General features: G+C 53.9%; 18 protein-coding genes and 1 tRNA gene. 11 read left to right on the forward strand and 8 right to left on the reverse strand.

Translation table 11 applies throughout. The annotated features are described in order from the left end of the window. Positions 1–46 precede the first annotated feature (46 nt). Both CIP100161_RS03840 and CIP100161_RS03845 read left to right on the forward strand, forming a co-directional pair. Positions 47–1534 carry an NCS2 family permease gene (locus CIP100161_RS03840; protein ID WP_155872025.1) on the forward strand — a complete coding sequence of 496 codons (1488 nt, stop codon included), beginning with the start codon at positions 47–49 and terminating at the stop codon, positions 1532–1534. A 78-nt stretch (positions 1535–1612) separates the two neighbouring features. Further along, positions 1613–2509 (forward strand): TrmH family RNA methyltransferase, encoded by an 897-nt coding sequence (locus tag CIP100161_RS03845; RefSeq protein ID WP_174775773.1) that lies wholly within the window; start codon positions 1613–1615, stop codon positions 2507–2509. Here CIP100161_RS03845 and CIP100161_RS03850 read toward each other — a convergent pair. The 3 genes from CIP100161_RS03850 to serC form a co-directional block, all read right to left on the reverse strand. Further along, positions 2506–3402: a DUF6928 family protein gene (locus CIP100161_RS03850; RefSeq protein ID WP_155872027.1), complete on the reverse strand. Its 897-nt coding sequence runs from the start codon at positions 3400–3402 to the stop codon at positions 2506–2508. The genes CIP100161_RS03845 and CIP100161_RS03850 overlap by 4 nt on opposite strands. A gap of 20 nt (positions 3403–3422) precedes the next feature. After that, positions 3423–4478, reverse strand: coding sequence for a septation protein SepH (gene sepH, locus CIP100161_RS03855; protein ID WP_155872029.1), 1056 nt, complete (start codon positions 4476–4478; stop codon positions 3423–3425). A gap of 207 nt (positions 4479–4685) precedes the next feature. Continuing rightward, positions 4686–5816: a phosphoserine transaminase gene (gene serC, locus CIP100161_RS03860; RefSeq protein WP_155872031.1), complete on the reverse strand. Its 1131-nt coding sequence runs from the start codon at positions 5814–5816 to the stop codon at positions 4686–4688. A 684-nt stretch (positions 5817–6500) separates the two neighbouring features. Here serC and CIP100161_RS03865 point away from each other — a divergent pair. Both CIP100161_RS03865 and fkpA read left to right on the forward strand, forming a co-directional pair. Next, positions 6501–7793, forward strand: a complete 1293-nt coding sequence (locus tag CIP100161_RS03865; RefSeq protein ID WP_155872033.1) for a citrate synthase — start codon at positions 6501–6503, stop codon at positions 7791–7793. Between the two features lie 166 nt (positions 7794–7959). Beyond that, positions 7960–8319 (forward strand): FKBP-type peptidyl-prolyl cis-trans isomerase FkpA, encoded by a 360-nt coding sequence (gene fkpA, locus CIP100161_RS03870; RefSeq protein WP_003850674.1) that lies wholly within the window; start codon positions 7960–7962, stop codon positions 8317–8319. Positions 8320–8406: 87 nt separating this feature from the next. Here fkpA and CIP100161_RS03875 read toward each other — a convergent pair whose 3' ends face one another. Further along, positions 8407–9912, reverse strand: coding sequence for a carboxyl transferase domain-containing protein (locus CIP100161_RS03875; RefSeq protein WP_155872035.1), 1506 nt, complete (start codon positions 9910–9912; stop codon positions 8407–8409). A gap of 93 nt (positions 9913–10005) precedes the next feature. On the opposite strand from CIP100161_RS03875, the gene CIP100161_RS03880 reads away from it, so the two are divergent. The 5 genes from CIP100161_RS03880 to CIP100161_RS03900 all read left to right on the forward strand — a co-directional run bounded on the left by CIP100161_RS03880 (position 10006) and on the right by CIP100161_RS03900 (position 14979). Continuing rightward, complete coding sequence (locus CIP100161_RS03880; protein WP_155872037.1) at positions 10006–10878, forward strand: aldo/keto reductase; 873 nt, start codon at positions 10006–10008, stop codon at positions 10876–10878. Next, positions 10878–11654, forward strand: coding sequence for an enoyl-CoA hydratase (locus CIP100161_RS03885; protein ID WP_155872039.1), 777 nt, complete (start codon positions 10878–10880; stop codon positions 11652–11654). The genes CIP100161_RS03880 and CIP100161_RS03885 overlap by 1 nt, the downstream gene beginning before the upstream one ends. A 348-nt stretch (positions 11655–12002) precedes the next feature. After that, a complete protein-coding gene (locus tag CIP100161_RS03890) occupies positions 12003–12344 on the forward strand; it encodes a DUF485 domain-containing protein (RefSeq protein WP_155872041.1) in 342 nt (113 codons plus the stop codon). A 3-nt stretch (positions 12345–12347) separates the two neighbouring features. Next, complete coding sequence (locus CIP100161_RS03895; protein WP_155872043.1) at positions 12348–14000, forward strand: solute symporter family protein; 1653 nt, start codon at positions 12348–12350, stop codon at positions 13998–14000. A 124-nt stretch (positions 14001–14124) separates the two neighbouring features. Beyond that, the gene (locus CIP100161_RS03900; protein ID WP_155872045.1) at positions 14125–14979 is read left to right on the forward strand and encodes a hypothetical protein; all 855 of its coding nucleotides are present in this window, start codon (positions 14125–14127) and stop codon (positions 14977–14979) included. Here the strand turns inward: CIP100161_RS03900 and CIP100161_RS03905 are convergent. The 3 genes from CIP100161_RS03905 to CIP100161_RS03915 all read right to left on the reverse strand — a co-directional run bounded on the left by CIP100161_RS03905 (position 14972) and on the right by CIP100161_RS03915 (position 17436). Then, positions 14972–15856, reverse strand: a complete 885-nt coding sequence (locus CIP100161_RS03905; RefSeq protein WP_155872047.1) for a DUF1906 domain-containing protein — start codon at positions 15854–15856, stop codon at positions 14972–14974. The genes CIP100161_RS03900 and CIP100161_RS03905 overlap by 8 nt on opposite strands. A gap of 128 nt (positions 15857–15984) precedes the next feature. After that, positions 15985–17184 (reverse strand): cation:proton antiporter, encoded by a 1200-nt coding sequence (locus tag CIP100161_RS03910; protein ID WP_155872049.1) that lies wholly within the window; start codon positions 17182–17184, stop codon positions 15985–15987. A gap of 179 nt (positions 17185–17363) precedes the next feature. Continuing rightward, positions 17364–17436: transfer RNA gene (locus CIP100161_RS03915), tRNA-Arg, on the reverse strand. A gap of 193 nt (positions 17437–17629) precedes the next feature. On the opposite strand from CIP100161_RS03915, the gene CIP100161_RS03920 reads away from it, so the two are divergent. Together CIP100161_RS03920 and cobF are read left to right on the forward strand one after the other, a co-directional pair. After that, on the forward strand, positions 17630–17905 hold the full coding sequence (locus CIP100161_RS03920) for a hypothetical protein (RefSeq protein ID WP_155872051.1): 276 nt from the start codon (positions 17630–17632) through the stop codon (positions 17903–17905). A 6-nt stretch (positions 17906–17911) separates the two neighbouring features. Beyond that, positions 17912–18664 (forward strand): precorrin-6A synthase (deacetylating), encoded by a 753-nt coding sequence (gene cobF, locus CIP100161_RS03925; protein WP_155872053.1) that lies wholly within the window; start codon positions 17912–17914, stop codon positions 18662–18664. A gap of 18 nt (positions 18665–18682) precedes the next feature. On the opposite strand, the gene CIP100161_RS03930 is transcribed toward cobF, so the two are convergent. Further along, positions 18683–18940 (reverse strand): mycoredoxin, encoded by a 258-nt coding sequence (locus CIP100161_RS03930; RefSeq protein ID WP_071575717.1) that lies wholly within the window; start codon positions 18938–18940, stop codon positions 18683–18685. Positions 18941–18959: the final 19 nt, after the last annotated feature.

The following is an 18959-nucleotide window of genomic DNA, read 5'->3' on the forward strand; positions in this document are numbered from 1 at the left end:
CGGATGAAATTCCGGTTCCCCCTGTACTTGTATGGAGCAAAAGTAGATGGCATCGACGGCCCCTCAGTCGCAAACCTCAGCGCCCACGGCTAGCACCTCGCAGCCGCGCAGCGCGCTTGACCGATACTTCAAAATCAGTGAACGCGGTTCCTCAGTAGGCACCGAGGTTCGCGCAGGCGTAGTGACCTTCTTCGCGATGGCCTACATCATCATCCTTAACCCGTTGATCCTAGGAACGGGTGAGGACATCAACGGCAAAGTGCTGGGGATTCCTCAGGTAGCAGCGGCAACGGCACTGGCCGCCGGTGTTGCCACCATCGCCTTTGGCCTGATCGCGCGCTACCCCTTCGGTATTGCGGCAGGACTTGGTATTAACACCCTCGTGGCAGTCACCATGGTGGCAACCGAAGGCCTGTCGTGGGAAGAGGCCATGGGTCTTGTTGTCCTCGACGGCATCATCATCGTGCTGCTTGCGATCTCTGGTTTCCGCACCGCTGTATTTTCTGCCATCCCGAAGCCAATGATCGCCGCCATGAGTGTCGGCATTGGTATGTTCATCGCCTTGATCGGCCTTGTCGACGCAGGCTTTGTTCGCCGTCTCCCAGACGCGGCTCACACCACAGTCCCCGTGGGGCTTGGCACCGGCGGATCTATTTCTTCTTGGCCAACCCTCGTATTCATCATGGGCTTGCTCATCTGCGGTTTCATGGTTGTTCGCCGCGTCCGCGGTGGTCTTTTCCTTGGCATTGTTGTTACCACCATCATCGCCATGATCGTCGAGGCCATTACTGGCGCTGGCTCCTCGGTAGATAACCCAACCGGCGGCTGGAGCCTCGCTGTTCCTACCACACCTGAGGGCTTGGGCGGCTTGCCAGATTTGTCCTTGATCGGTGACATCTCCCTCTTCGGTGCATTTACTCGCGTCGGCGCACTTGGTGCGACACTGTTGCTATTTACTCTTGTGCTGGCTAACTTCTTCGATGCCATGGGCACCATGACCGCACTGGGTAAGCAAGCTGAGCTTGTCGACGATTCCGGCGTGCTGCCAGACATGAAGAAGGCTCTGATCATCGAAGGCACCGGTGCAATCATCGGTGGCGCAGCGTCAGCTTCCTCAAATACTGTCTATGTGGATTCCGCAGCAGGCATTGCAGATGGCGCTCGCACAGGACTTGCCAACGTGGTCACAGGCGTACTGTTCTTGCTGGCTATGTTCTTGACACCGCTGTATGAGATCGTACCTATCGAGGCTGCCGCACCTGTTCTCGTGGTTGTCGGTGCTCTTATGATCGGCCAGATCCGAGACATCGACTTCACCGACTTCCATATCGCGTTGCCAGCATTCTTGACCATCGTGATCATGCCATTTACCTACTCGATTGCGAACGGTATCGGCGTCGGATTCATCTCCTTTACCCTGCTGGCAGTATTTGCTGGAAAGATTAAGCAGATCCACTGGATCATGTGGCTGATTTCGGCACTATTCGTGGTGTACTTTGCCATGGATCCAATCTTGAACGCTATCGGTTCATAATCAGTAGCCTTTTCACCGAACCCCCCTTCTCAACATGCGGTTGCAAGCAGCCACGGAGCGTACTGGGAAGGGGGATTCGTGTATTTAGCGGGCAGTCTCACTAACATAGTCACCGTGATTAGCCCTGACATCCATATTGAGCACCTAACCGATCCCCTTGATCCACGATTGGATGATTTCCGTGATCTTAACCATTCGGATAATCGCCCCGATCTACCGGGAGGCAAAGGGCTCGTCATCGCTGAAGGACCACTGGTTATCCCACGACTAGTCGACTCCCGTTTTCCAGTGCGCTGCCTTGTAGGTTTTCCCAACAAACTGGAAAAACTCCTCGCTAATGAACACCTGCGTGCCCGGCTTGTCGGCGTCCCCGTGTTCTCCGTGGACCGAGAAACTCTCGCACAAGTAGCTGGCTTTGACATGCACCGTGGTCTTCTTGCCTCTGCAGACCGAGTAGCAGGAATGAGCATTGCGCAAGCTATTGACGGCGCGCGCACCGTGGTCATTCTCGAGGGCGTGGGCGATCACGAAAACATTGGATCGATGTTTAGAAACGCCGCAGGTATGGGCGTCGATGCTGTGCTCTTTGGCAATGGCTGTGCGGATCCGCTCTATCGTCGTGTGGTTCGAGTATCAATGGGGCATGTCCTGCGCACACCATTCGCGCATTTTGGCGGAAAATCCACAACGTGGCAGCGTGAACTGCAAGAACTTCGCGATGCTGGATTCCATATCGTATCGCTGACTCCGAATCCGCAAGCCGACCATCTAGCAGACGCCTTAGTTGATACCAACGGTGCGCCATATGCCAAGGTTGCACTACTCGTCGGGGCAGAAGGGCCAGGGCTTACCGAGCACGCTATGCGGGCAACGGATCAACGCGCGCGCATTCCCATGGCACCAGGTACTGATTCCCTCAACCTTGCAACCTCGGCAGCGATTGCTTTTTATGAGCGGGATCGCTCACTACGTTAATCAGATGATGGCTTATCTGTGTGGCGTAGCACATGGATAAAGGCGCGGTACTTTTTCACCGCCACGTCCGACGCTACCGATAAGATTCGACGGGTGCGCCGATATGTATTTTCGGCAGCATCCGCGAAACGGACCAGCTCAACTTCCGTTGTGGAATCGTTGTGTTCTTCGTAATCGTCGTAGTCGCGTCGCGATTCGCCAAGCCCCAGTTTTGCAGATGCTTGGTGCGCAATACGATCGGCAGACAATTTCTTTTTGTTTGGGTGGGTAACCAGTTTCGGCTCGGGGCGCCCGTCAATGGCATAGGCCACCACGTTGATATCTTGGGCGGCATCGATATCAAAGCCTAGCCAATGGCGTTGCGCTTCAGCGACAAGGTCGATCGGCTGGAATGGTAGTGCGATGCCGCCGATTTGTTCGGCTTTTTCGCCGGCCCAGTAAGCATTTTCAAAAGGTTCGGGCAGGCCGGTGTCTTCGTAGACGCGTTCGCGGCGCGCCGAAAACGCACGCTTGACTGTGTCTCCAGACCAGTGAGCGAAGGCTCCCAAACCCGATTCTGAGTTGACCGCGAAGGCGTAGACGTCTGCTGCGGGGATAGCACCTCGTAGTTTGGAGTCAATCGCTGAAATATCGCGGGCATCGGTGATAACAGTTTGAATTACAGAAAGGCCTGGAAAACCTGCGATATAAAACTCGCCTGGGGAGGCTTGCGCAGAGCGGTTGAGTGAAAATTGTCCGATGGGGGTAATCGGCCAACGGGAATTCATCTGCGCCAATAATTTGCGCCCGAAACCACGGTCGGCACGCGGGGAAGCGGCGATGACCGCTTCGGGATGGGCAGTGGTGACAAACCACAGCGTGACAACGGCGCTATGTTGTGGCGCATTTTCCATGGCTCGTGAGTCCCCTCAAGTTACTTCCGTGGTCGCTTGGTATTGGTACGAACACCCAAAAGCACATCCTCCCAGTGCGGGGTCACTGCTTTACGACGCCTCTTGCCACCTTGTTTGTGTTCATCTTGGGAGTGCTGTGCGAAGTCATCACCGGATACCTCTGTGGTTGGTTCTTGGGTATCGGTAGGTGCAGATGCGGAGTCGTCGATAGCCATGAGGTCGTCGCGAGTTTGTTCTGCTTCGCTTTCTGCAGAAACCAAGTGTGGTCGCCCTGTCGCAACAGCAGATAATGAGCGTACTGGTTGCGAGAACTCCGGATCGATGAGGTCTGCTGCAACCGCATTGCGTGCAACAGTAGTAGCAGCGCTGGTGCCGTGCCGGTGATAGGACCATTCGGCTACCGTTTCGCCTAGTTCTGGGCCCCACTTCACACTGACAACCCACTGCCCAGAAGGATCGCGGTAAGCGTCCCAAACCGAACGAGTGAGGTCTTCACCGCGCGCAGCAAAAGCAGTTGCCAAGACTTCCCACAGGGTCAGATCCGCTGGGCCGTCGTTACGCACAGGGTGAGATTTTTTGGCCAGTTCTGCGATACGGGCGCGTTCTAGAAGTACGGGGTGCGCGTAAGGTTCGATTCGGGATTCAGTGACGCCGTTTTCCTCAGCGATCTCAGCAATCGTGGCACCAGAACGAATACGCTCTTGGATCTCGCGAGGGCGCATAGACAATGGTGTAGATAGGCGAGGATCGACCTCTCGACTCGGGCGTGGCTCTCGGGTGGTAAGGGATCCGCGCGGGCGCGAAGGTGACTTTTCCTCAGCAGGCTCGGAATCGGAGGATTCTTCTGCTTCCGCGTCAGCGGGGTGCTCTTTAGAATCATGCTGAGGAGTCTGTGCTGTGGCATCCTCGGCGCTTTCTTCTGATTCAGCAGGCTGTTCGGGGTCTTCTTGGTGGAGAAGCGCCGCACGAAGCGAGTCGGTGACCTCTAGAAAAAACTGCTCCTCGGGATTGTCCGCCGCGTGGAAGACTAACGATGTTGCGGAGGATTCCGTGGGGACGAGGATTAGTTCCTTCATCAATACTCCTTCGACTGGGGAAATGGTACTGCAAGGTGCAGATATCACTATCGTCTACTGTAACGCAGCCCGAGGGGTTGCGGGTTGTACGACGAGGTAGCGTGCCATAACAAAATGACAAACTTGTCAATATTCTTAAAGCTCAGAGGAAGTAGTTTATAAAACGTGGCTTCCTCTGAGCTTTAAGAAATAACAAATGCTGAATTTTTATGCTTGAGCGTAACCGTTGTCGAGGATGTAATCGATAGCGGCGGTCAGTGTTTCCACATCGGCAGTATCGATGGCAGGGAACATACCGATACGCAGCTGGTTGCGTCCTAGCTTGCGATAAGGCTCGACATCGAGAATTCCGTTGGCGCGCAGCACCTTAGCTAGCGCAGCGGCATCAATGGAATCATCAAAGTCAATAGTGCCCACGACCAGAGAACGCTTCGCAGGATCGGCTACATAAGGAGTTGTTTCAGCGCGCTTTTCTGCCCATTCGTACAATGCGGAAGAATTAGCGGTGGTGCGTTCAACCATGGCATCAAGGCCACCATTGGCGTTCATCCACTCCACTTGGTTTTCCAACATCAAAAGCGTGCCCACAGCAGGGGTGTTGTAGGTCTGGTTTTTACGGGAATTGTCCACAGCAGTCTGGAGGTTAAGGAATGCCGGAATGAAACGGTCCGAAGCATTGATCTTCTCAATACGCTCCAACGCTGCAGGGCTCATCGCTGCAAGCCACAACCCACCATCGGAAGCAAAGCACTTCTGAGGAGAAAAGTAATAAACATCGGCATTGTGCATATCTACGGGCAGTCCGCCGGCACCAGAGGTGGCGTCGATAGCTACGAGCTGACCATCAGAATTTTCTGGACGAATAACGGGAACCATAGCGCCTGTCGACGTCTCGTTGTGTGCCCAAGCGATAACGTCGCAGCCCTCCATAGCCACAGGGGTTGGTGCATCGCCTGGCTCGGCGGAAATAATCGTAGGCTCGTCCAACCACGGTGCCTGCGCAGATGCCTTTGCAAACTTGCCGGAGAACTCGCCAAAAGTGAGATGTCCGGACTTCTTCTCAATTAAACCGAAGGTTGCTGCATCCCAGAAGGCGGTAGCGCCGCCCAAAGAAAGTACGATCTCATAGCCATCTGGTAGTGAAAAGAGGGAGGAAAGGCCCTCTCGAATACTTCCAACAATGTTCTTCACAGCTGGCTGACGATGAGACGTGCCAATAACGTCGGCGCCAGCATTAACAATCGCATTGAGTTGTGCTGGGCGCACTTTAGAAGGGCCGCATCCGAAGCGCGGATCGGCGGGAATCAGGGTACTGGGAAGAGTAGGGTACTCGCTCATGGGTCACGCTTTCTCGTTGTAGGACAACGCACAAAAGGGAAGGGTTGCAAAAGATTTGTCCGCATCAGTGAGGTGGCAGCGCCACCCTTGAGGTGGAATAGTACCGAATGCTTGCATAGTTGGAAGCTTCTGCCATGACATCACCTGCCGAACGGTAGAAATAGGCAATTTTGTTGCAAAAATGGGGGGATTCTATGCAATGTTGCATGGGTAGTGTTGCCGCATTTTTACAGGTAGCAATGCTGATTTTATGTTCGTTTTCAAACTAATGTTATGTGTGCCACAGATTTTGTTACACTGTGTTATGTTCCATGCATTCACGCCCAAATTTTGGCGGAAGCGTTAACTTTCTAGTTTCGTAACGGCGAATAAAGGTGTATGAATGGTGAGCACACCCTTACCCTCATGGGTGACCGGCAAGGTGAGGGGCCAAAATTAAAAAGTGTCATTAGATTTCAAGATGGCTATTACCTTGAGCGTATCCGCGAACAACCTCTGTGGAGACGTGGTAGGGGTAGCTCCCCTTTACGGGGGTGTTATGGTCTGTAGTTTTAGGTGACTGTTCGGCGGTAGCTGGCTAACCTAGGGCGAAATGCGGATAACACTGCAGTCTTGGATCTCAACAGTGCACTTTTCACGCAACGGTGCAAAAGTGCACGGAAAAACAAATCGAAAGGGATGCTTGTGGCTACTGAAAACAAGGAAAAGGCGGTTCTTCACTACCCTGGTGGCGAGTATGAGATGGATATCATCCATGCAACCGAGGGTAACGATGGTGTTGTGCTGGATAAATTACTGTCCCAAACTGGCATGGTCACTTTCGACCCTGGTTATGTGAGCACCGGTTCCACGGAATCTAAGATCACTTACATCGATGGCGACAATGGCATCCTGCGTCACCGTGGCTACGACATCGCGGACTTGGCGGAAAACGCAACCTTCAACGAAGTTTCCTACCTGCTAATTAAGGGCCACCTGCCAACCGTTGATGAGCTTCATAAGTTCAACAACGAAATCCGCCACCACACCCTGCTGGACGAGGATTTTAAGAGCCAGTTCAACATCTTCCCACGTGACGCACACCCAATGTCCGTGTTGGCTTCCTCCGTGAACATCTTGTCCACCTACTACCAGGATCAGCTCAACCCACTCGATGAGGAGCAGCTGGATAAGGCCACCGTTCGCCTGCTAGCCAAGGTGCCAATGCTTGCAGCTTACGCTTACCGCGCTTCCAAGGGTGCTCCTTACATGTACCCAGACAACTCCTTGAACGCTCGCGAGAACTTCCTCCGCATGATGTTTGGTTACCCAACCGAGCCATACGAGGTGGACCCAGTAGTGGCAAAGGCGCTGGATAAGCTACTCATCCTGCACGCAGATCACGAGCAGAACTGCTCCACCTCTACTGTGCGCATGATCGGTTCCGCACAGGCCAACATGTTCGTTGCTGTTGCTGGTGGTATCAACGCCCTTTCAGGTCCTCTACACGGTGGCGCAAACCAGGCTGTCTTGGAAATGCTCGAAGAGATCAAGGCCAACGGCGGCGACGCTACCGACTTCATGAACCGCGTGAAGAACAAGGAAAAGGGCGTTCGCCTGATGGGCTTCGGTCACCGCGTGTACAAGAACTACGACCCACGCGCTGCCATCGTGAAGGAAACCGCACACGAAATCCTCGAACACCTCGGTGGCGATGAGCTTCTCGATCTCGCCATGAATCTCGAAGAGATCGCATTGAACGACGACTACTTCGTATCGCGCAAGCTGTACCCGAATGTCGACTTCTACACCGGTTTGATTTACCGCGCTATGGGATTCCCAACGGACTTCTTCACCGTGCTCTTTGCCATTGGTCGTCTGCCAGGCTGGATTGCTCAGTACCGCGAGCAGTTGGCAACCACCACCAAGATCAACCGCCCACGTCAGATTTACACCGGCGAAACCTTGCGAAAGGTCACTCCACGCGAGCAGCGCTAAGCTGATGACCTGCTAATTTCGGCCGAGCGAGTGGAATTTCAGTACACTGTTACCCACACGCTCGGTTTTCGTTGTGTTGATATACCTCCTCGGCGACGATCCGCAGCCGAGTTCATACGTTAATATTCCGAGCAATTTGTACATCGATCCAAGGAGTTAGAGAGCCATGGAAAAGCCCCAGATCCAGGTTCCCGAAGGACCAGCCCCAGAAGACATCGTCATCGTCGACCTCATTGAGGGCGACGGCGCAGAAGCACAGCCTGGCGGCCTCGTTGAGGTCCACTATGTTGGCGTCGACTTTGAAAACGGCCAAGAGTTTGATTCTTCTTGGGACCGCGGCCAAAGCATCGAGTTCCCATTGTCTGGCCTCATCGCTGGCTGGCAAGAAGGTATCCCAGGCATGAAGGTCGGCGGACGTCGCCAGCTGACCATCCCACCAGAGGCTGCTTACGGCCCAGCAGGTGGCGGACACCCACTGTCCGGTCGCACCCTCGTGTTCGTGATTGATCTGCTCAACGTCGGCTAATCACGTTCAACAGTAAGAACAAAAATAACGCCCGTAGGTGTATTACCATCTACGGGCGTTATTGCATCACAGTATCCTCACACACCGTTAGATCAATGTGTGAGCGAGCGCTTCATAACGCTGTAAACGGGCCTCGCGGCCCACAGCGGGTGAGCTATCCAGTTCGGAGAGAGCTGCAGTGATCTTGTCAAGAACAAAAGCCGCGAAGGCATCGGGATACTGATGCGCAGCGACAGGTTCGTCGATAATGGCGTCGATAATGCCTACCTCTTTGAGCGTTACCGCCGATACCTGCTGTTCTTCCATCATTTGTGCTGCATGGGAAGTGTCGCGGTAAATGATTGCAGAAGCGCCTTCAGGTGGCAGTGGACTGAGCCAAGCATGTGAGGTGGCGAGCACCTTATCGGTAGGAAGCATCGCTAAAGCGCCACCGCCACAACCTTGTCCCAAGATCAAGGACAGCGTAGGAACATCAACAGACACAAGCTCACCGAGAGTGCGCGCAATCGACCCTGCCAGACCGTGCTCTTCTGCATAATCACTAAGCTCTGCACCGGGGGTATCGATGATAGAGATCAACGGAAGCTGCAACTCGTGCGCTAATTGGATACCACGCCTTGCACAGCGCAGTGCCTCGGTGCCAAGTTCGGTCTTAGCGTGAGGCGGCTGGGCATGGCGATCCTGAGCAATGATCACTACACTGCGCCCAGCCAATCGAGCTACGGCCACGATAACAGCAGGGGAGCGGCGGCCGTCGCCACTGCCAAAAAGCTGGACATAATTATCGCGACCGATGGCATGCATGATGCTGCGCGCGCCGGGTCGATCAATATGCCGCGTAGTCTCAATCGAGTCCCATACGCTGTGACTATCGGAATCGACGCGGCAGGGGGCGTCGTGACGCGTGGCGGTAACATCATCGGGGCTGAGAATGACCTCGACAATCTTTTTTAACGACGAGCGTAGTTCTCGTGGGGAAATAACGCCGTCGATCACTCCTTTTTCGGCCAGATTTTCACCCGACTGCACACCTTGGGTAAGCGGGCGACCAGTGGTGAGCTCAACGACACGCGGACCCAAAAATCCCAATAGTGCATCGGGTTCAGCGAATGTGAAGTGACCTGCGGATCCCCACGAGGCCATAACCCCACCAGTTGTGGGATTGCGAAGATACACCAGGTAGGGCAGGTGTGCGTCTTTGTGTCGGTACACGGCGGTGGTGATGGACACCATCAGAGCAAAAGCGGGGGTGCCTTCCTGCATGCGTGTGCCGCCAGAAGATGGCGAAATAAGCAGCGGAAGACGTTGCTCGGTTGCCTTATGGATTGCCGCGATAATACGGCGGGCGGTTGCCGCGCCAATGGAGCCTCCGAGGAAGTTGAATTCGCTGAGGACCACAGCAACGCGATGGCCGAAAATAGTGCCTTCACCTGTGATAACGGACTCGTCAACCCCTGATTTTTCGCGGGCTTTGGCGAGGGATTGTTGGTAACTTTCTGAGATGTCCCCATAGACCGGTGGAGTATCCCAACTACTAAAGGAATTAGCGTCGAGAACCTGGGCTATGAGCTCGTGTGCGGTCGTTCGGGTCATGGCACCACCCTATAAAGAACGCGGGTGGTTAGTGCAGAAACTGTGTAAAAAAATTGCCAATAGGGGGTGCATAGGGTGGATTTTCGGTGTTGAATGGTGATCATGAAACAACACGAGAACGTTATTCCTACCATCACTCTCAACGATGGCACGGAAATGCCCGCCATTGGTTTTGGCACTTACAAGCTGCACGATAACGAGGCTTATGAGGCTGTGCGTAGTGCCATTGAAGTGGGTTACCGTCACATCGATACCGCATCGTTGTATAAGAACGAAGAGGAGGTAGGCCGTGCGGTGGCCGACGCGATCGCTGCAGGTGATGTGACTCGTGAAGAGCTTTTTATCACCACCAAGGTCTGGAACGACATGCACGGAGATCAGCTCACGCAACGCTCCTTCCAAGAATCCCTCCAGCGACTCGGTCTGGATTACATCGATTGCTGCATGGTGCACTGGCCATGGCCGCAAAAGGGCCTTTATGTTGAGTCATTTGCAGCATTGGCGAAGATTCAAGGGCTGGGGCAGCTGCAGTCGGTTGCGGTAGCTAATTTCTATCCTGAAGTTCTGCGCGAGATCGTCGCGGAAACTGGTATTGCGCCTGTGCTGAATCAGGTGGAATTGCATCCTGGTTTTTCTCAAGCTGAACAGCGCACCGTGGACCGTGAGCTGGAAGTGGTTACGGAAGCATGGTCGCCGTTGGGGCGGGGTGATTCGCTGAACGCGGAGGCCATCGCGTCCATCGCGCAGCGTTATGAGAAGACGCCGGCGCAGGTGGCATTGCGGTGGATTCATCAGTTGGGTTGCTCTGTGGTGCCTAAGTCGGCGAATCCTCAGCGGCAGCGCGAGAACCTCGATATTTTCAATTTTGAGCTCAACGCAGAAGACATGAACAGCATTACGTTGCTCGACGAGCAAGGTGGTCGGCTGTTTGTTGATCCGCACAACTTCCCAGGCGAGGTGGAGTAGTGGCGCAGGTGGAGGTGCGTATCGACGGCCCCTTGATGTGTGTCACCGTGAATAGGCACGAGGCTCGCAACGCGCTTTCTGCACGGATGTGCGATGACATTACAGCTGCTCTTAATAACGCAGATGAGCAGGCGCGGGGCACTGCAGCTATCCGTGCCGTGCTTATCCGTTCTGTCGGAACGACCTTTTGTGCCGGAGCAGATTTGGGCAGTACCGCTCAATGTGATGGTGTAGCTGAGGTAACGCAGTCGGATTTCCATGACTCTCTTACAAGCATGTTGGAATCGGTCGTGTCCTGTGGAGTGCCAGTCATCGCTGATATTCAAGGACCAGTCGTAGGAGCTGGTATGCAACTCGCGTTGAGCTGTGATCTGCGTTTGGTTCATCATGCTGCATGGTTTAAGGTGCCGGCGGCATCGCTGGGGTTCGCACTCGACGGATGGACTATTAACAGAGCTCAGTGTTTGTTGGGCGGCGGTTGGGCGCGATCAATTTTCTTGGGAGGTGCAACGCTATCGGCACCGCAGGCAGTAGCAGCTGGTTTTGCGCTGGAGATCGCTGATTCCGATGCTGCGATTGCCTATGCGCATCGTATTGCTGGAATGGCACCGTTGGCGTTACGTCAGCTTAAAGCCGCGCTGAATAGTGCTGATTCTGATTATGAGCTTCGTGGTGAGGCGCGTGATTTGTTTGAGCAATGCTGGGCGAGTGGGGATGCCCGTGAAGGGCAGTTGGCTCGAAAACAAAAGCGAGATCCGGTATTTACTGGGCGCTGATTCGGCTAGGAAAGTGATGGCCTCTTTGTAAGGGTGCTCCTTGCAATGGGGTCATTTTTTATTGTGTAGATCGTATTAACAAACTTTGCAAAAGTGCTCGATGGGGGCGTTGGGGGTGATAGGTGTATGCGTATTATGCTAGCTCAACGGCAATTTGGGGGTAAGTGAATGGTTGTAAAAAGAGAAAAAGAGCGTTCTTCACTATCGGAATTTTTGTGACTTGGGTAATTTTCACTGTTAAAGATTTGTGGCACAGCACACATGGAAGTATGGGTGCCGTTCTACAACTTTGAATCACCTCGTGACAATTCCCCGAACAACTAGACAGCAAAAGGAGCATTAACAATCATGAATGCCCCAGTAACCCCCATGCGGCGGCGGGAACCCTCCAGTGAGGAATTCCGCGCCATGCAGGCAAGCCCACAGTTTGTTGATCTCAAACGCACCTACCGATCCTTCACGTTCCCCATGAGCATTGCGTTTTTCGTGTGGTACTTGGCCTTCGTGGTCACTGCCACCTATGCACCTGACCTCATGGGTAAAGCGGTGGTGGGCTCCGTGAATTTGGGAGTAATCCTCGGAGTCGCCCAGTTTGTCACCACATTCATTATCACGTGGGTCTACATCAAATTTGCCAACAAAAACATCGAGCCACGTGCAGCGGCGATCCGCGAGTCCATGGAAGGATAAGCAATGAATATTTATACTCTCGCAGCTGATGCTCCAGGCTCTGCTGCTGGCAACCCAGTACTGAACATTATTGTGTTCATTGCCTTTATCGTGATCACGATGGCTGTGGTACTTCGCGCTGGAAAATCCACCAAGGAAGCATCGGATTTCTATACCGGCGGCGGATCCTTCTCCGGAAAACAAAATGGCCTTGCTATCGCGGGTGACTACCTTTCCGCAGCATCATTTTTGGGTATTGTTGGCGCTATTGCTCTCAGCGGCTATGACGGCTTCTTGTACTCCATCGGATTCTTCGTAGCATGGCTCGTGGCCTTGCTGCTGGTGGCAGAACCGCTGCGTAACGTGGGGCGGTTTACCATGGCGGATGTTTTGTCTTTCCGCTTGAAGCAGAAGCCAGTTCGTGTGGCAGCAGCGTTTGGCACTCTGTTTGTGTCCTTGTTCTACCTCATCGCTCAGATGGCTGGTGCGGGTTCGCTGGTATCGGTGCTGCTTGATCTCCACGATCACACGGCTCAAGCAATCGTTGTTGCTGTTGTGGGCGTCATCATGATCGTCTATGTGCTCATCGGTGGCATGAAGGGCACAACGTATGTGCAGATGATCAAGGCCGTGCTTCTCGTTGGTGGTGTGACCATTATGACGATCCTCGTGTTCTTCGCAGTCAAAGGTGGTTTCAGTCAGCTTTTCGACGCTGCCGTGAACACGCACTCCCAGTCGGACTACCTGGCAAAGAAGGGCTATGAGGCCTCTCAGATTTTGGAGCCAGGGCTAAAGTACGGCAAGTCGGAAACCTCGAAACTCGATTTCATTTCGCTCGGTATTGCACTGGTTCTCGGTACTGCCGGTTTGCCGCACGTGCTCATGCGCTTCTACACCGTTCCTACAGCTAAAGAGGCTCGCCGCTCGGTGGTTTGGGCCATCATCTTGATCGGCTCCTTCTACCTGATGACCCTCGTTTTGGGCTTCGGCGCAGCAGCTCTTGTCGGCCCAGATCGCATTATGAAGGCTCCTGGAACTGCTAATGCTGCAGCACCGTTGCTGGCACTTGAACTCGCAGGTCCCGTCTTTATGGCACTAATTTCCGCAGTGGCGTTTGCTACGGTGCTCGCCGTGGTAGCAGGTCTTGCCATTACCGCCTCCGCATCCATTGCACATGATCTTTATGATGCAGTGCTTCGCGATGGTAAATCCACCGAAGAAGAGCAGGTTCGTGTCTCTCGTATCACTGTGATAGCCATTGGTGTAGCAGCCATCATTTTGGGAATCCTCGCAATGGAACAAAACGTGGCCTTCCTCGTCTCGCTTGCCTTCGCAATCGCCGCCTCTGCTAACTTGCCGACTATCTTGTATTCGCTGTACTGGAAGCGCTTCAACACCACAGGTGCTGTGGCCTCCATCTACACCGGTTTGATCTCCGCACTGGTGCTCATCATCTTCTCGCCTGCAGTGTCCGGCTCGGAAACGTCGATGATTTCGGGTGCAGACTTCGCATGGTTCCCACTGTCGAGCCCTGGCTTGGTATCCATTCCGCTGGCCTTCATTGCCGGAATTGTGGGCACGTACCTTGGTCGTCCAGATAACCTCGATCATCTACAAGCAGAAATGGAAGTCCGTTCGCTTACCGGAGTAGGCGTTGAAGCTCCAGTGGATCACTAGCCCCCGATAAAAATCCCACTAAAGCTACCGTGACAAGTACACGCACCAGAGCTTGTCACGGTGTTCGGGGAAATCTGGTGGTGTCCGGCGTGGAATATTCTGCGCCGGACATTATTATGAGCATATGAATTATGGCAGTGATAGGGGGCAGGCGCCCTTCGGCTATTCCGCCCCCTATTTGCCGAGGTGGAAGGCGTTACCGCTGGTGGTATCTGCACTCGGCGTAGTAGCACTTCCTTTTGTTGCCGGAGGGGATTCTCAAGATCGTTATTCCTCGCAATCTACTTCGCCCGTTGTGCATCACAGGCCCATCGATCAAATCGCATTATCCACATTCGAAAACACCACGCCGTTGAAAAACGATGAGGTAGAACAAGCGTGGGAGCACACTCAGATCACCTACATTGATTTAAAGACTGGAGCTCACCTGGGATCCGGTGCGGAACGGCTAGCGCGGGCGTCGTTAAGCTTGAGTAAGCTCTACATTGCGGATTATGTGTTCGACCACGGAACACAGAAAGAAAAAGAACAAGCAGTCGAGATGATTCGGAAATCAGACGATGACATCGCCGACAAGCTTTTCGACGCCTACCCCAACTGTATCGACTCCGTCGCTAAGAAATACCAGCTTGAGGCCACCCGGACTTACGGGCGCTGGGGATATTCCTACACATCCACATACGACGTTGTGCACTTTATCGTCTCTTTGCTGCGCACGGCCCCAGATTCCCCAGTGCTAGAAGCCATGCGAAACGTTGCACCCCAAGCAGCAGACGGAACCGATCAAGACTTCGGAACCGCCATTTTGCCAGGGGTGCAGGGGAGTAAATTTGGGTGGTCCACCGATGGAGAACTGCACTCATCGGTCAGCTTCGGCGAGGATTTTGTTGTAGCGGTATCCAGCATGGGCTCCGCCGACGACCTCACCCAACTAGTAAAAACGCAACTTTCAGGTCAGGTTCGTACTACGTCTAGCTAGATAGTCTAGAAATATCGCGAATAATCTGATCTACCGGAGGCATCCCAGCCGGAAGCGGTGGCAGATTCTGCTGCAGGTTCTGAATCACCGACGGATCCGATAGCGGTACCGGAACACGGATGGGGGCTGCTGGCTGAGCTACGCTTGGGAGCCACTGACCCCAGTCTGTGGCATAAACATTGTTCACATCCACGGTGACGCCGTCGATAACCCGCTGGTAGCCAGCCTTTTGGTGAATCGTGGTCCGTGGGTGAATATGGCCTTGAGAACCCCAATCATGCTGCCAGAAAAACTCGCCGAGGCCGTCGGCAATTGCCCAATCGATCACGTTGTAGTTACCGTAAATGCCCAGCTGGTAGCCGGCGGCATTCAAAGCGGCAGCGCTGGCCTGAAGATACGGACGAATCTGCGTGTCATACTGCTGGCGCGTGGGGTTATCGTCGATCGCCATGTAAATCGGGCGACGAGTAGGGCCACCTGCAGCAACATGCAACGCAATCGCCTGCGGAACATGCACCGCAGCGCCCGCAGCGCCTTGCTTCCAATCGGCAGTCGCATCCTTACCAAACTGATACACCGACGCCGTGAACAAACCAGCAGCACCAGCCGCATGAGTTTCCGCAGCTGTGACCGGCTTGCCCGTCATCCACGATTCCGTGCCTGGGCGGCGACGCGACACATAGCGCACCGAACCCAAGTGACCAGCATTTTTGATGCCTTGCGCGGAGGGAACACCCGCGGCGAAGTCGATAACAGTGCCGCGGATAGGTCCAGGGGCTGCGTGTGCGGTGCCGGCGGTAGCGACGGCGAGGGCGGTTCCGCCAAGCGCAGCGACTGCCCCTGTGAGGAAACTCCTACGGGAGATGGAATGGTTCATGAGGTGTGCGTTCCTTGAGAAGGGGAGAGGCTCACGTGAATCATGAGTCAAGATAAGCCTCGGAAGATATTTCAAGGCACAACAGTAACAGTGGTGACTTGGAAAATCGAGACTACATTCTGCGCAATCTAACCCTTCGCAGCGCTACGACGCCCCTGCGTAATCAAGCTGCCAACAAGTGGAAACAGCAACACCGTCACAGAACCCGCCGCAACCAAAATAGAAGCATTATCCGCACTCAACAGCTTCGAATGCGTAGCCACCTCAGTTACCGCCACGATAATCGGAAGCGCTGTTGCCGCATACAACGACAACTGCAAACTTTCCTTCCAGCCAGATACCTCAGAACCAGTTGAAAAGAACATCTCACGAAGGAAAATCGGTAATCCACGAGTGACATAAAACAGGGGCACCAGCGTCACCAACAACCACGGCTTTTCGGCAACAGCCTGCGGATTAATCGCCATACCGGAACACACAAAGAACACCGGAATAAACAAGCTATATCCCACAATATCGAGCCGCTGTTCCAAAGGAGTGCGATATTTTTCCGGAACCATCTGGCGCAAAATAAACCCAGTCGCAAACGCGCCCAACACAACATCAAGCTCAAACACCGCGGCAACAGCCATCAAAACCGCCAGCATAAGCAACACCAGTCGCAGCACCGTCTGATTTGTCGAACCAGCACCATCAACCATGGCACGCCCCATCCACGGCAAAAAGAACTTCACCGTCCGCGGCACAATCGCAACAACCGCCGCCACTAAGAAGAACGCCAACAACACGGCCGTTGTAAGCCGCGTCGAACGCGAAGACAACAACAACGCCATCGCAAGAATCGGGGCAATCTCACCGATAGCACCGTGGATCAACAACGACCTTCCTACAGGAGTATCCAACATATCGTGCTGCTTCATAATAGGAAGCAAAGTGCCAATAGCTGTCGACGTCAGCGCGATCGCCAACACAATCGCCGTCGAGGAGCTGTGGAAGCCCACAATGCTCACTGCGCCGAGGAAACTCAACACCGCACACATCAGCCACGTAGCCAACCCTGCGCGGCCCTCTTTGCCACGCAGGGTTTCAGGTTCAATCTCATAACCAGCCAGCAAAAATAGCATTCCTAGGCCGATCTCTTTAATCAGCCCAACGCCACCGTCTAGGGAAGCTAAACCAAGCACATTAGGACCGATCGCGAGGCCAAAACCAATAAGCAACACCACCGCCGGTAAACGTTTCCCAGTGGCGTATGACAACAACGGAGCAAGAAGGGCCACGCCCATAATCCATGCAAAAGACACAAGCGGATCAGCATCAAGAAGCATGAGGAAGAATAATACTGGTGCTCTGAGTTTTTCTTGCTATGCGAAAACGTGTTGACACGTCACCGTGAGTAGTTCGTGCCAAAACTTTTTGAGGCTCGCAGCATTTCCGCAGGTCGGAGATATAAGAAAAAGTGAAAGTTGGCACGAACTACTCACGGCGTCGTGACGGCATAAAAAAGTGCCCCAGAGAGGAATCGAACCTCCGACACCGGCTTTAGGAGAGCCGTGCTCTATCCACTGAGCTACTAGGGCAGCAAAAACAATTCGTCGATAAGCGGCGGGATTGCTTTCTGAGTCAATAGAGTACCGCACGAAGGGGAGTAGGTGGGAATCGGGCTGGCGGGCAGCGAAGTTTGCTGATTCGCCACACGTCGATGGTTATCCAACTATGCTGGAGGAAACTCTATCCAAGCTGTATTTGCAAGTTTCTTGTGGAGGTACTCTCATGGCTTCGAAACAACCTATTTTTCATGATGTTGAGCGTCGTCCGATTACTGCGACTGTTGTAGAGGAAAATGGCACCACGGTGCTGGCTCTGGATCAGATCGCTGAGGATGGTTCGACTACTCGTGTCTTGACTCTGAACAAGTTTGACTCCAAGCAGCTTTCCGCTGCGTGTGATCGCTATTTGCACCAGCAGAATTCCATTGACTTTGCCAATGTGAATACGTTGCTGACTGATATTGACCGCCATAACCTTCACGTGGACGACGAAGACTAAGAATCAATGCGCACCATTTATGTAATTGGAATTGGTGCTGGCAGCCCCGAGTTCCTGACTCTTCAGGCGATCTCGGGGCTTCGTCATGCACAAGCAGTAGTAGCCCTAGATAAGGGCGAGCAGAAGTCCGATCTTCTGGCGCTTCGCCAGCAGATTGTCGATACTCATGCACCAGGTACCCCCATTTATGCTGTCACGGATCCGGAGCGCGACCGCAATCCTGACAACTATGAGGAGGAGGTGCAACTGTGGCATGCAGAGCGCGCCCATCTGTTGGCCTCAACAATCCGTGAGCACACGCCTGACGACGGCGCCGTGGCGTTTTTAGTGTGGGGCGACCCTTCGCTCTACGATTCCACGCTGCGCATTATCGAACATATGCGTAACCTCGAGGGTCTCCACGCGGACGTCAAGGTGATCCCAGGTATTACCGCTGTCCAGGTTCTCACCGCGGAGCACGGTATTTTGGTTAACCGCATTGGCGAGGCCATTCACATTACGACGGGCCGAAACCTCCCCGAAACATCGGCGAAGGATCGTCGCAACTGTGTGGTCATGCTGGACGGTAAAACTGCGTGGCAAGACGTTGCCACGGAGCACACCTATATGTGGTGGGGTGCGTTTTTGGGCACCGAGCAGCAAGTGCTGCGCAAGGGATATGTGCATGAAATCGGCGCGCAGGTTGCCCAGTTGAAGCAGCAGCTGCGCGCCGAGCACGGGTGGATTATGGATACCTACCTGCTGAGAGAGCTCGATTAGGTAGGAATCATCGAAAAACTATCCTGCTAGTTCCTCTAGCTTCTTGCGAACGTCGGAAGCTGGGGGATTAGTAGCGGTGGTGCCGTCGGAGTACTTCACGGTTGGCACGATGCGGTCGCCGTTGTTGACGGACTTAACCCACTCAGAAGCGGCCTCGTCGGCTTCAACATCGACCAAGGTAAAAGGAGTTTCGGTGCGGTTGAGCGCCTTAATCAGGCGCTGGCAAAATGGACACCAGTCGGCAGCGTAGATGGTCACATGGTTGTTATCAGACATGTGACCATCTTCCTTTGCT

It is taken from the genome of Corynebacterium rouxii (genome assembly GCF_902702935.1).
Lineage (GTDB): Bacteria > Actinomycetota > Actinomycetes > Mycobacteriales > Mycobacteriaceae > Corynebacterium > Corynebacterium rouxii.

What these genes read in the sequence shown, in the direction of transcription:
- CIP100161_RS03840 (WP_155872025.1), top strand. Translation starts at nt 47, where the DNA reads ATGGCATCGACGGCCCCTCAGTCGCAAACCTCAGCGCCCACGGCTAGC.
- CIP100161_RS03850 (WP_155872027.1), bottom strand. Translation starts at nt 3,402, where the DNA reads ATGGAAAATGCGCCACAACATAGCGCCGTTGTCACGCTGTGGTTTGTC.
- sepH (WP_155872029.1), bottom strand. Translation starts at nt 4,478, where the DNA reads ATGAAGGAACTAATCCTCGTCCCCACGGAATCCTCCGCAACATCGTTA.
- serC (WP_155872031.1), bottom strand. Translation starts at nt 5,816, where the DNA reads ATGAGCGAGTACCCTACTCTTCCCAGTACCCTGATTCCCGCCGATCCG.
- fkpA (WP_003850674.1), top strand. Translation starts at nt 7,960, where the DNA reads ATGGAAAAGCCCCAGATCCAGGTTCCCGAAGGACCAGCCCCAGAAGAC.
- CIP100161_RS03875 (WP_155872035.1), bottom strand. Translation starts at nt 9,912, where the DNA reads ATGACCCGAACGACCGCACACGAGCTCATAGCCCAGGTTCTCGACGCT.
- CIP100161_RS03880 (WP_155872037.1), top strand. Translation starts at nt 10,006, where the DNA reads ATGGTGATCATGAAACAACACGAGAACGTTATTCCTACCATCACTCTC.
- CIP100161_RS03890 (WP_155872041.1), top strand. Translation starts at nt 12,003, where the DNA reads ATGAATGCCCCAGTAACCCCCATGCGGCGGCGGGAACCCTCCAGTGAG.
- CIP100161_RS03895 (WP_155872043.1), top strand. Translation starts at nt 12,348, where the DNA reads ATGAATATTTATACTCTCGCAGCTGATGCTCCAGGCTCTGCTGCTGGC.
- CIP100161_RS03900 (WP_155872045.1), top strand. Translation starts at nt 14,125, where the DNA reads ATGAATTATGGCAGTGATAGGGGGCAGGCGCCCTTCGGCTATTCCGCC.
- CIP100161_RS03905 (WP_155872047.1), bottom strand. Translation starts at nt 15,856, where the DNA reads ATGAACCATTCCATCTCCCGTAGGAGTTTCCTCACAGGGGCAGTCGCT.
- CIP100161_RS03910 (WP_155872049.1), bottom strand. Translation starts at nt 17,184, where the DNA reads ATGCTTCTTGATGCTGATCCGCTTGTGTCTTTTGCATGGATTATGGGC.
- CIP100161_RS03920 (WP_155872051.1), top strand. Translation starts at nt 17,630, where the DNA reads ATGGCTTCGAAACAACCTATTTTTCATGATGTTGAGCGTCGTCCGATT.
- cobF (WP_155872053.1), top strand. Translation starts at nt 17,912, where the DNA reads ATGCGCACCATTTATGTAATTGGAATTGGTGCTGGCAGCCCCGAGTTC.
- CIP100161_RS03930 (WP_071575717.1), bottom strand. Translation starts at nt 18,940, where the DNA reads ATGTCTGATAACAACCATGTGACCATCTACGCTGCCGACTGGTGTCCA.